Here is an 11837-nt window from a genome sequence, read left to right on the forward strand (position 1 = left end):
CGATCCGGTCATAGCCTTGCCGAAACGGGTGAGGAGACAATCGTGGACCTGAAACTGGACGGCAAGGTGATCCTGGTAGCCGGCGCAAGCCGCGGAATCGGCCTTGGAATCGTGGAAGCCTGCCTTGCCGAAGGCGCCCGCGTGGCGATGGCTGCGCGCGGAGCAGAGGCCCTTGAGGCCGAGCGCGCCCGCCTTGCCGCCATCCATGGCGAGGACCGGCTATGGACCATGGCAGGCGACCTGCGCGACACGGCAACCATCGACGCCCTCGTGGCGGGCGCCGAAGCCGCGCTCGGGCCGGTGTGGGGCGGTGTCGCCAATGTGGGCCTCAACCCCTGCCCGCCCGGTTTCGAAGTCGACGACGAAAGCTGGGATGCCGGAATGAGCCAGAACCTCGATTCCGCCTTCCGGCTCAGCCGGGCGCTGCTCAGGGTCATGACCCCGCGCCGGGAAGGCGCGATCCTGATGATCAGTTCGATCGCCGGGATCGGGGCGCTCGGCACCCCGCTCACCTACGGCACGGCCAAGGCCGCCATGAACCATCTGGCGAAGGAACTGGCCCGGGTCGCCGGCCGGGACGGCATCCGCGTGAACGCCATCGCCCCTGGCAACATCATCTTCCCCGGCGGAGACTGGGAGGCCCGCGCGACCGGCGAGCGCGCCGATGCCTGGAATGGCTGGATCCGCCGCGAAGTGCCCCTGCAGCGCTTCGGCACGCCGGAGGAAATCGGCAGCACGGCGGCCTTCCTGCTCAGCCCGAAGGCAAGCTTCATCACCGGCGCTGTCGTGCCCGTCGATGGGGGCCAGACCCGCTGACCCGCCACCGGCGCGACTTGCGGCCCCCTGTCAGTCGACCTCAGCTGAACCGGGGCGCCCGCTTTTCCAGCCGGGCCATCACGGCCTCCTTCTGGTTGGGCGAGCCGATGAGGGCGCCCATCTCGACGCTTTCGGCCATCAGCAGCTCGGCAACGCTGGCATCGCTGCTGCGGTTGAAGATGCGCTTTGCGGCCTTCACCGCATCCGGGTTCTTGTCCGCGATCTCGCGCGCGAAGGCGAGCGCCTCGGCCCGCGGGTCGGCGCAGACGCGGGAGGCGAGGCCAATGGCCAGCGCCTCGGCGCCTTCGACGGTGCGACCGGTGTAGATGAGCTCCCGCGCCACGTCGGCGCGCACCAGTTCGCGCAGGATCGGGAAGGCCCCCATGTCGGGGATCAGGCCCCAGTTCATCTCGAAGGCCGAGAGTTTCACATCGGGCGTGACGAAGCGGAAATCGGCCCCCAGCGCCAGCTGGAAGCCGGCGCCCAGCGCCACGCCATGCACCGCCGCGATCACCGGCACCGGCAGGTCACGCCAGCCGAAGGAAACCTGCTGGCCGCGGTTCGCACCTGTCCCGGTGCGCGGCAGATTGACAATGCTGTCGCCACCCTTGAATTCGCCGGAGACCATCTTGCCGAAGCTGGACAGATCAAGCCCGGACGAAAAGCAGGGGCCTTCGCCCGAAAGCACGACGACGCGCACGCTACCGTCCCCGGCCAGCGCCGCGACGGCTTCGTTCACGCCTTCGAACATGGCGTCATCGAAAGCGTTGCGCTTGTCGGCCCGGTTCAGGCGCACATCGGCGATGCCGTCCGCGACGGATATGGTCACGCGATCGTTCATGGTCCCTCTTCCCCCCATTCATGGCGGCGCGCCGCCTGCATGGGCCGTGCGACTCGCCTTCCTCAGAATTCCGGCTCCAATGGCAAAAAGAGAGAGTGCGGCAATTGGGTAATTACATAGCGTGCGGCGAATATATAACGCGATATAAAAATAACTCTGTCCGGCATGAGGGAGACTCCGCGTTGCGCTGCGGAGAGCCGGGCGCAAAACGAGGGCGGACCGCCTGATACGGGTAAAAGGCAGGCCTGCCCCGCAGAAGGGGAGAAGCCATGTCTGCATGCAAGTTCCTGGCCAGCCTGTCCGGCGCGGCCGTCACCACCGCCATCCTGTCCGCAGTTCCCGCCCATGCCCAGCAGGCGGACATGGACGTGATCATCGTCACCGCGCAGAAGGTCGCAGCCGACATCAACGATGTGCCCATGTCGATCACCGCGGCGAGCGGCGACATGCTCACCAAGATGGGCGTGACCGATGCCTCGCAGCTGGGCAAGATCGTGCCCGGCTTCACCTACAATGAAACCGCCTACGGCACGCCGGTCTTCACCATACGCGGCATCGGCTTCCAGGAAACCAGCCTCGGCGCCAGCCCGGCGGTGAGCGCCTATGTCGACGAGGTGCCCATCCCCTTTTCCGCCCAGACGGTGGGCCTCGGCCTCGATCTCGAACGGCTCGAGGTGCTGAAGGGGCCGCAGGGCACGCTCTTCGGCTCCAACTCGACCGGCGGCGCCCTGAACTACATCGCCGCCAAGCCCACGAAGGATCTGCGCGCCGGTCTCGACGCCACCTATGGCAGCTTCAACACGGTCGACCTTCAGGGCTTCGTCAGCACGCCGGTCACCGATACGCTCGGGGTCCGCGTGGCCGCGCGCTACACGCGGGGCGACAGCTTCCAGAAAAGCATGACGCGGCCCGATGACCGCCTCGGCCAGAAGGACTTCCTCCAGGGCCGGATCATCCTCGTCTGGGAGCCGAGCCCGATCTGGCGGACGACCCTGAACATTACCGCCCAGCGGGACCGGTCGGATTCACTGGCGCCGCAATATATCGCCTTCAACGCCCTGAACTCGGGCGCCGCCATCCCGCCCGGCTTCATCAACTTCCCGCGTGCCCCCGAAGACAATCGCGTGGCGGACTGGGATGCCGGCGTCGATTTCGCCCGCAACAACCGCTTCTATTTCGGGTCGCTGCGCAACGAGATCGACATCGGCGAGAATGCCCGCATCACCGCGCTCACCTCGCTGCAGCGTTTCAAGCGTTACCAGCCACTGGAAGGCGACGGCACGCCCTTCAACAACTACAGGGCCGAAAGCTTCGGCAAGATCGACACCTTCTACCAGGAACTCCGCCTCGACGGCACGATCGGGCGGGCGAGCTACATCATCGGCGCCAATTACGAACATGATTATGTCGATGACAACACGATCCAATATTATACCGAATCCTCAAGCGCGATCGTCTTCGGCGTGCCGCTCGGGCCGACCCGGCCCAACACGCAGCAGCGCCTGAACACCTATGGCGTCTTCGCCAATGTCGATTACGACCTGACCGACCAGCTGACCGCCCATGCCGGGGTCCGCTTCACCCAGGCCAACCGCCGGCTCCTCTACGGCTGCGGGCAGGACATCGACGGCACCTGGGCCGATGTGTCGGCAGCGATCCAGGCATATCTCAACACCCTGGCCGGCAACGGCCCGATCTTCACCCCTGTCGAGAAGGGCGGCTGCGGCACCATCGACCAGGATACGATCCAGCCGGGTGGCGCGACGGGCACGCTCAACCAGAACAACATCAGCTGGCGGCTGGGGCTGGACTACAAGCCGACGGACGAAGTGCTGCTCTATGCCAATGTCTCGCGCGGCTACAAGGCCGGCAGCTTCCCGACATTGGCGGCCGCAACCACGCGCCAGTTCCTACCGGTGGTGCAGGAAACGGTGCTGGCGTTCGAGGGCGGCTTCAAGGCCACGCTGGCCGATGGCGCCATCCAGGCCAATGGCGCGGCCTTCTACTATGATTACACGAACAAGCAGATCCTCGGCCGAATCCCCGACATCGCCTTCGGGCCGCTTCCCTCGCTCGTGAATGTGCCGGAATCGCGCATCTGGGGGCTGGAGCTTGATGTCGTGATGCGCCCCCTGCCGGGGCTGCGCATCCACCCGGCGGTCAGCTACATCAACTCGCGGCTGGGCGACGGGTTCGTGAACTATGACTCCTTCGGCCAGCAGCTGGATTTCAGCGGCGAGCCCTTCCCCTACACGCCGGAATGGCAGGCCAATGTAGATGCCGAATATGAATTCGCCATCTCCGAAAATCTCGACGCCTATGTCGGCGGCACGATGATCTACCAGGGCGAGACCAGTGGCGCCTTCGGCCAGTATCCGATCCTCTCGATCGATGCCTACACCACCTTCGATGCGCGGCTGGGGGTCGCATCGGCCGATGGGCGCTGGCGCTTCCAGCTCTGGGCGCGCAACCTGACCGACAATTACTACTGGACCGCCGCCTACCGGAACAATGACAGCATCAACCGCTTCGCGGGCGCGCCCCGCACCTTCGGCGCGACCCTGAACTTCCGCTACTGAAGCGCAAGAGACGGGACGCGGCCGGCAAGGCACTGAACAGAAAACGGAAAAAACGGAGACAGATATGGATTTCAACCTGCCACAGGCCCTTCTCGATTATCTGAAGGAACTGGATGCCTTCATCGAAAAGGAAATCCGCCCGCTGGAGGAGCAGGACGACAACATCCGCTTCTTCGACCATCGCCGTGAATGGGCGCGCACCGATTTCGAGAATGGCGGCCTGCCCCGCCATGAGTGGGAAGAGCTGATGCGCGAAGCCAAGCGCCGGGCCGACAAGGCCGGGCACCTGCGCTTCGCCATGGACCCGAAGTTCGGCGGCAAGGGCGGCTCCAACCTGTGGATGACGGTGATCCGCGAATATATGGCCGCCAAGGGGCTGGGCTTGCACTATGACCAGCAGACCGAACATTCGATCGTCGCCAACAACCCCTTCGCCAAGATGTTCGACGATTTCGGCACGCCCGAACAGCGCGCCGAATTCATCCAGGGCATGTTCGACGGCACGCGCCGCGTGACCTTCGGCCTGACAGAGCCCTATCATGGCTCTGACGCCACCCACATGGAAACGCGGGCCGTCCGCGAAAGCCGCGACGGTGTCGATGGCTGGCTGATCAACGGCGAGAAGATGTGGACGACGGGCATGCATGTCGCCACCCATTGCGCGCTTTTTGCCCGCACTTCGGGCAATGACGGCGACGCGCGCGGAATCAGCTGCTTCCTGGTTCCCGCCGACAATCCCGGCGTGAAGGTCGAGGAATATCTCTGGACCTTCAACATGCCGACCGACCACCCGCGCGTCAGCTTCACCAATGTCTGGGTGCCCGACAGCGCGATCTTCGGCCCGCCGGACAACGGCCTGCCGCTCGCCCAGTCCTTCGTGCATGAAAACCGCATCCGCCAGGCGGCATCCTCGCTCGGCTCGGCAGTCTATTGCATCGAGGAATCGGTGCGCTACGCCCGGCTGCGCAAGCCTTTCGGCGAGGAGCTGGCGAGGAACCAGGCCATTCAGTTCCCGCTGGCCGAGCTTGCCACCCAGTGCGAGATGCTGCGCCTGCTGATCCGCAAGACCGCCTGGGAAATGGACCAGATGACCCACCCCGAAGTGGAAAAGCGCATCTCCGACAAGGTGTCGATGTGCAACTACTGGGCGAACCGGCTGTGCTGCGAGGCGGCCGACCGGGCGATCCAGATCCATGGCGGCATCGGCTATTCACGCCACAAGCCGTTCGAGCATATCTATCGCCACCATCGCCGCTACCGGATCACCGAGGGCACGGAGGAAATCCAGATCCGCAAGGTGGCGGCCTTCCTGCTGGGCTATCTCGGCCCGCGCCGGCGTGAGTTTGCGGAGCTCACCTATGATGATGTGGATTACCGCACCCAGTCGCAGATCCGCCCGCGCAGTGGCTGGCAGGTGATCGCCACGACAAGGCCGGAAGCCGGCTGAATGCCCGGCCGGGGCAGCGCACAAGCGCCGTGGCAGGCCGCTTCGCCGTCAGGCGGGCCGGCCCTGCCCTGCCGCCGCGGGCGCTTCCCCGGCCTGCCTGTCCGCCAGACGGCCCGCCTCGATCGCCATCAGCTCCTTCTGGATGGCGTCGGCGCGGGCGGCGATGCCGTCGCGCGCCGCATCGCTGGCCGCCCCGCAGAGGATCAGCGCATAGCCGAGCCGGATGGTCGGCCCCAGCGCCTCGGGCGCGAGGTCGCCGGCCACCCAGTCCAGCATGACCGAGCGGAAGACATGATCGAGCTGGCGCATGAGCTGCCGTGCATCGATGCCGGGCCGCAGGGCGCCGGACGCCGCGACATCGCCGATCAGCCCCAGCCAGAAGGCATCGCGCCGGGGGTTGTAGATGGCGGCGCGCACCTCGCCCGAAACGTTGAACACTTCGCGCCACAGCGTGCTGTAGAAGGCGGGATCGTCGAGATAATATCCGACCGCCAGATCGACGCCGGCCAGCACCCGGTCCACCGGGTCGCCGGGGTGGACACTGGCGAAGCGCATGTGGAAATCGCGCACGTCCTGCAGCACGCCGACAACAACCGCCCCGCGCGAACCGAACAGATTATAGGGCGTGGCAAGGCTCACCCCTGCCCGTTCGGCCAGCGCGCGCATGGAAAGGCCGGTGCTGCCCGTTTCCCGGATCATCTCGCGGGCGGCCTGGATGATGCGCTGGCGCCGCTTTTCCTTGCCCGCTTCACGGCGGCCAGGCGCCCTTTCGGCCTTGCCGGCAGCATTGTCACTCATTCACCCACTCCAGCCCCGAGCCAGTGGCACAAGACAGTCCGCCTGACAGTTTTCCGGGGATACGGCAACCGCCGCACTCTGCGACCCGCTGTGCACAGGCTCCACAACCGCGCCACCCCTGCCCGGGGCCGCGAGGGGAATCAACCGCCCGGCAACGGGCATGAGGGAAACCGGCCCGCAAGGGGCCAGGGATGAAGGGAGAAGACAGAATGGACATGGAACTGGTGACCGAGGGGCTGCAATTTCCGGAAGGCCCCATCGCCATGGCGGACGGCTCCGTCATTCTGGTGGAAATCAGGCGCCAGACCCTGACCCGCGTGCACCCGGACGGCCGGCAGGAGGTGATCGCCGAACTGGGCGGCGGGCCGAACGGTGCGGCCATCGGCCCGGACGGCGCCGTCTATGTCACCAACAATGGCGGCTTCGAATGGATCGACAACCCTGAAACCGGGCTTCTCGTGCCCCATGGCACGCCGGACTTTTACACCTCCGGCTCCATCCAGCGGGTGGATATCGGCACCGGCGCCGTGACGACGCTCTACACGGAATGCGACGGTCGCCCCTTACGTGGCCCGAACGATCTCGTGTTCGACGGCAAGGGCGGCTTCTGGTTCACCGATCTCGGCAAGAGCAACGGCGATTCCAGCCAGGTGGGCCACATCCTCTACGCCCGGGCCGACGGCTCGCACATCGTCCGCGTGCATGAAGGCATGGTGACACCCAACGGAATCGGCCTCTCACCCGATGGCAAGGCCCTCTATGTCGCCGAAACCCAGACCAGCCGCCTGTGGGAATTCGGCGTCGCCGGCCCCGGCCAGCTGGCGGCCCCAGCCGACATGTGGACGGCCGGAAAGGTGATGGGCCCGCTTCCCGGCTACCAGATGTTCGACAGCCTCGCCGTGGAAGCGGATGGCCGTGTCTGTGTCGCAACGCTCGTCAATGGCGGCATCACCGTCTTCGATCCCGCCGACGGCAGCTGGGAACAGCATGCCTTCCCCGACCCGCTCACCACCAACATCTGCTTCGGCGGGCCGGACATGCGCACCGCCTTCATCACCTGTTCGGGCACCGGAAAGCTCTACAGGGCGCGCTGGCCCCGGCCCGGCCTGAAGCTGGCCCACAACGGCTGACTAAAAGGGAACGGCCATGAACTTCGGGGACATTCTCTACGAAACCGATGGTCCGGTCGCGACCATCACCCTCAACCGGCCCGACAAGCTGAACGCCTATACCGCCCGGATGGGCGAGGAACTGGCGCAGGCAATCGCGCTGGCCAACGAAGACGATGCAATCCGCGCCGTGATCCTGACAGGCGCTGGCCGAGGCTTCTGCGCCGGGGCCGACATTTCGGCCGGGGCGGGAAGCTTCGACACGCAGTCGGGCGCCGGGGCCGTCAACTTCGGGGCCGGACGAAGCGCGGAAGCGGATGGCGGGCTTGGCGGCGATGGCGGCTTTGTCGGCGCGCTGTTCAACTGCCGCAAGGCGACGATCGCCGCCTTCAACGGCGCGGCCGTGGGCGTCGGGGCGACGCTTGCCCTGCCGACCGACATCAAGATCGCCTCGGATCAGGCGCGCTTCGGCTTCATCTTCGCCCGGCGCGGGCTGGTGCCGGAAGCGGGCAGCGCCTGGTTCCTGCCCCGGCTCGTTGGCACGGCGCAGGCGCTGCGCTGGGCGATCACGGGCAGCATCTTCGGCGCACAGGAAGCGCTGGCCGGCGGGCTGGTGAGCGAGGTGGTGCCGCACGAAGAACTGATGGCCCGCGCCCGGGCGATCGCGCTCGACATCGCCGAAAACACCTCGGCCGTGTCCGTCGCCATCACGCGGGCAATGATCTGGCGCTTCGGATCGGCCGAACTGCCGTTCGACCTGCTTAAGATCGACGGCGCCTTTGCGATGGAACTCGGCTCCGGCCCGGATGTGAAGGAAGGGGTCGCGGCCTTCATCGAAAAGCGCAAGCCGAACTTCCCCAACCGGGTTTCAGCCGACATGCCCAGAGGCTTTCCCTGGTGGTGAAGCCCGGGTAGCCGGAAAGCCTGGCCGGAAGGCGGGGGGCGGCAACCGCGCCCGCCGCCTTCCGGCACGCTGCTCTCAGCTTTCTGCTAGCCTGCCCGCTGCAGGCCGAGGCTTCCGTCCCTGATCCACAGGCGAAGTTCGCGCTTCAGGATCTTGCCCGAGGCGTTCTTGGGCAGTTCCTCGATGAAGGCGATGGCGCGCGGCTTCTTGTAGCTGGCGATCCGGGCGCGGCAGAAATCGATCAGCTCGGCTGCCGTCGTCTCCATGCCGGCCCGGCAGGACACGACGGCGACGACTTCCTCGCCCCAGGTGGGATCCTCGGCCCCGATCACGGCGGCCTCCAGCACCGCCGGGTGCCTGTAGAGGACATCCTCCACTTCCCGCGGATAGACATTTTCCCCGCCGGACACGATCATGTCCTTCTTGCGGTCGACGATCCAGAGATAGCCATCCCCGTCCCAGCAGCCGACATCGCCGGTGTGGAACCAGCCGTCCTCGAAGGCGCTCGCGGTCGACTCGGGGTTGCGCCAGTAACCGCTGAAGACCTGATCGCCCTTCACCAGTATCTCGCCTTCCTGCCCCGGCGGCACATCGCGGCCTGCCTCGTCCACCACCCGCACCCGGGCAAGCAGCATCTGCCGGCCGACGGAATTGAGGATGGGCAGCCCCTCGTCCACCGCGCGGTCATGCTCTCCGGCGGTGAGCACCATCACATTGCCGCCAAGTTCGGTCATGCCGAAGCCGGTGGCGAAGCGCACGCCCGGCCAGACCTCGCGTGCGCGCAGCAGCACGGCCGGCGGCATGGCCGAAGCGCCATAGCCGATGTTCCGGATGGACGAGAGATCGTAATTCCCGCGCGAACCATGGTTCAGCAGCATGGCGATCATCGTCGGCGCCAGCGACAGGGAGGTCACGCCATGGCGCTCGATGGTGGCGAAGAAGGTCTCGATGTCGAAATTCTGCATCAGCACCATCGGGGTCGCGCGCAGATGGGTGACGAGCATGGCGTAGCCCGCGACATGATACATGGGAAAGGTCAGCATGAAGACCGGGTCGGGCGAGCCGGGCGGGTCGCTTTCCCAGCTTGCAAGGCTGTTGAGCACGGCCGAGACCACATTGCGATGGCTGAGCATCGCCCCTTTCGGCAGCCCGGTGGTGCCCGAGGTATAGAGCAGCCAGGCGAGGTCATCCTCGTCGATGGTGACATCGGGCGGCGCCGGCGCGCCACTGGCGATAAGCGCATCGAAGCCCATGGCCCCCGCGCGCGGCTCGCCGATAATGACGACATGACGGACAGAGGGAATCTCGTCCCGGATCTGGTCGATGACGCCAAGATAGCGGTCTTCGACGATCAGGACTGTCGGTTCGGCGTTGCCGATGATCCAGGCAAGCTCGCCGGCGCTGAGACGATAGTTCAGGAAGGTGAGCGCCATGCCGGCGGACGGCACGCCATAATAGGCCAGCACATATTCCGGGCAGTTTTCGGCCAGGATGGCGATGCGGTCACCGGGGCGCGCCAGCTGCAGCAGGCCATTGGCAAGCTGCCACGACCGGTCACGCATTCCGGCATAGGTCATGGCATGGTCCCGGAAGCGGACCGCATCCACATCGGGCGCGCGATGCGCCGCCAGCACGGGAATGTCGCCAACCAGCATTTTCCTCTCCCCTCCTGAATGCGCCGGCTTTTGCCGGCCTCTCAGGAAATCTATATCGCGTTATAATCACGCCCGGGTAAAGCCCGGAATCGCGGCCGGCAGGGAGGGTGCCGAGCCGAGGGAGATGATGGCGGCAGGAAACGCGGCCAAAAAACAGGGCCGGAAGCCCGGAGGGAGAGGGGATGGGGAAACAGGCAGAGCAGGCAGGCGGGCATGAGGATGGCGCCTTCGCCGCCGCGTTGCTGGCAATGGCGCGCCGGAGGGATCCCGCCGTCACGGCGATCGAAGGCATTGCGCGCGTCTCTGCCGGGGCCACGCTCGAGACATGGGCGCTCGATGCGGTGCGCGCGGATGGCAGCGTGCCACTTATCCTCCGACGGTCGCCGGGCAACCGTGCCGGCACTTCCGTCACGCTCGACTGCGAAGCCGAAGTGCTGCGCGCCGTCGGCGCGGCGGGCCTTGCAGTGCCCGAGGTATGGCATGTGCTCACAGCCGAAGATGGCCTTGGCGAAGGCTTTCTGATGCGCCGCATCGCTGGCGAAACCGTGCCGCGCCGCATCATCCGCGCCGTGGAGGCATCGGGCACGGGCGAAAGGCTGGTGGCGCAGCTGGGCGATGCGCTGGCCCTTCTGCACGCCACGCCGCCGGAAGGCCTGCCGCCACTGGTCACGACCGATGCCCGCACCGCCCTCGACCAGCTGGAAGAAGGCATGTCGCGGCCCGGCGCCCAGCCCCGCCCGGTGTTCGAACTGGCGCTCCGCTGGCTTCGCCGCAGGCTGCCGGATCCGGTCGCCCCGGCGCTGGTCCATGGCGATTTCCGCAACGGCAACATCATCGTCGGCCCCGATGGCCTCGGCGCAATCCTTGACTGGGAAATCGTCCACTGGGGCGACCCGGCCGAGGATCTCGCCTGGATAGAGCTGCCGCCCTGGCGCTTCGGCATCCTTGAAAAGCCTGTCGGCGGGCTGGGAAGCCGGAACAGCTTTCACGCCGCCTATGCCGCGCGCAGCGGCCGGCCGGTCGACCCGGCCAGGGTCGATTTTTGGCGCATTCTGGGCAGCCTGCGGTGGGGCATCGGCACGGCTGCCATGATCGAATGGTTCCACGGCCATGACCCGAGCGTGGAACGGGCAATGATCGCCCGGCGCGCTTCGGAAAATGAAATGGACCTGATGCGCGCCATCACGGGGCGGGAGTAGGACGGATGCAGGAACAGCCCACAGCCATCGAGATTCTCGGCGCCGTTTCGCGCTTCCTGCGCACGGTGGCGGTGCCGCAGCTTTCGGGCCATGCCGGCTTCACGGCGCGCGTGGCCGCAAATGCCGTCGATCTCGTCGCGCGGGAAATCGCGTTGCGCCCCGATGCCGAGGCAGCAGAGATGGCACGGCTGGCCGCTCTGCTCGGCGCCGGTGCGGATGCGGGCAATGTGGCGGCGATGAACGATGCCCTTGCCGGGGCCATCCGCGCCGGCCGGCTGACCGAGGATGACCCGGCGCTCATCGACCACCTATGGCAAACGACGATGGACAAGCTGGCGATCGACCAGCCAGGCTATGCTTCGTATCGCGCCGAACTGGAACGCGGGGAAAAGCCCGGGGAAAGCCTGTGACCGGCGGGGGATGAGCGGCGAGCAGGGGCGGAACGAATAACAGACAAGGCAGGCGGCAACGGCCAGCCGGCAGACGGGA

Annotated in this window: 10 protein-coding genes; 7 read left to right on the forward strand and 3 right to left on the reverse strand. The window is 66.5% G+C overall.

The annotated features are described in order from the left end of the window. Positions 1–42: 42 nt before the first annotated feature. Positions 43–816, forward strand: coding sequence for an SDR family NAD(P)-dependent oxidoreductase (locus ACUJ46_RS09210; RefSeq protein ID WP_445390187.1), 774 nt, complete (start codon positions 43–45; stop codon positions 814–816). Positions 817–856: 40 nt separating this feature from the next. Here ACUJ46_RS09210 and ACUJ46_RS09215 read toward each other — a convergent pair whose 3' ends face one another. Further along, entirely contained in the window at positions 857–1657 is an 801-nt protein-coding gene (locus ACUJ46_RS09215) for a crotonase/enoyl-CoA hydratase family protein (RefSeq protein WP_445390188.1), read from the reverse strand. A 269-nt stretch (positions 1658–1926) separates the two neighbouring features. Between ACUJ46_RS09215 and ACUJ46_RS09220 the strand changes: the two genes are divergently transcribed. Together ACUJ46_RS09220 and ACUJ46_RS09225 are read left to right on the forward strand one after the other, a co-directional pair. After that, positions 1927–4236, forward strand: a complete 2310-nt coding sequence (locus tag ACUJ46_RS09220; RefSeq protein WP_445390189.1) for a TonB-dependent receptor — start codon at positions 1927–1929, stop codon at positions 4234–4236. A 64-nt stretch (positions 4237–4300) separates the two neighbouring features. Next, positions 4301–5683: an acyl-CoA dehydrogenase family protein gene (locus ACUJ46_RS09225; RefSeq protein ID WP_445390190.1), complete on the forward strand. Its 1383-nt coding sequence runs from the start codon at positions 4301–4303 to the stop codon at positions 5681–5683. Between the two features lie 48 nt (positions 5684–5731). Here ACUJ46_RS09225 and ACUJ46_RS09230 read toward each other — a convergent pair whose 3' ends face one another. Beyond that, positions 5732–6481 carry a TetR/AcrR family transcriptional regulator gene (locus ACUJ46_RS09230; RefSeq protein WP_445390191.1) on the reverse strand — a complete coding sequence of 250 codons (750 nt, stop codon included), beginning with the start codon at positions 6479–6481 and terminating at the stop codon, positions 5732–5734. Between the two features lie 209 nt (positions 6482–6690). On the opposite strand from ACUJ46_RS09230, the gene ACUJ46_RS09235 reads away from it, so the two are divergent. After that, positions 6691–7611 carry an SMP-30/gluconolactonase/LRE family protein gene (locus ACUJ46_RS09235; RefSeq protein ID WP_445390192.1) on the forward strand — a complete coding sequence of 307 codons (921 nt, stop codon included), beginning with the start codon at positions 6691–6693 and terminating at the stop codon, positions 7609–7611. Between the two features lie 16 nt (positions 7612–7627). After that, positions 7628–8494 (forward strand): enoyl-CoA hydratase-related protein, encoded by an 867-nt coding sequence (locus tag ACUJ46_RS09240; protein WP_445390193.1) that lies wholly within the window; start codon positions 7628–7630, stop codon positions 8492–8494. A gap of 86 nt (positions 8495–8580) precedes the next feature. On the opposite strand, the gene ACUJ46_RS09245 is transcribed toward ACUJ46_RS09240, so the two are convergent. Further along, entirely contained in the window at positions 8581–10149 is a 1569-nt protein-coding gene (locus ACUJ46_RS09245; protein WP_445390194.1) for a class I adenylate-forming enzyme family protein, read from the reverse strand. Positions 10150–10331: 182 nt separating this feature from the next. On the opposite strand from ACUJ46_RS09245, the gene ACUJ46_RS09250 reads away from it, so the two are divergent. Together ACUJ46_RS09250 and ACUJ46_RS09255 are read left to right on the forward strand one after the other, a co-directional pair. Next, entirely contained in the window at positions 10332–11348 is a 1017-nt protein-coding gene (locus tag ACUJ46_RS09250) for a phosphotransferase family protein (protein WP_445390195.1), read from the forward strand. Positions 11349–11353: 5 nt separating this feature from the next. Beyond that, entirely contained in the window at positions 11354–11758 is a 405-nt protein-coding gene (locus tag ACUJ46_RS09255) for a DUF6285 domain-containing protein (RefSeq protein WP_445390196.1), read from the forward strand. Positions 11759–11837: the final 79 nt, after the last annotated feature.

This window comes from Sandaracinobacteroides sp. A072 (assembly GCF_052616365.1).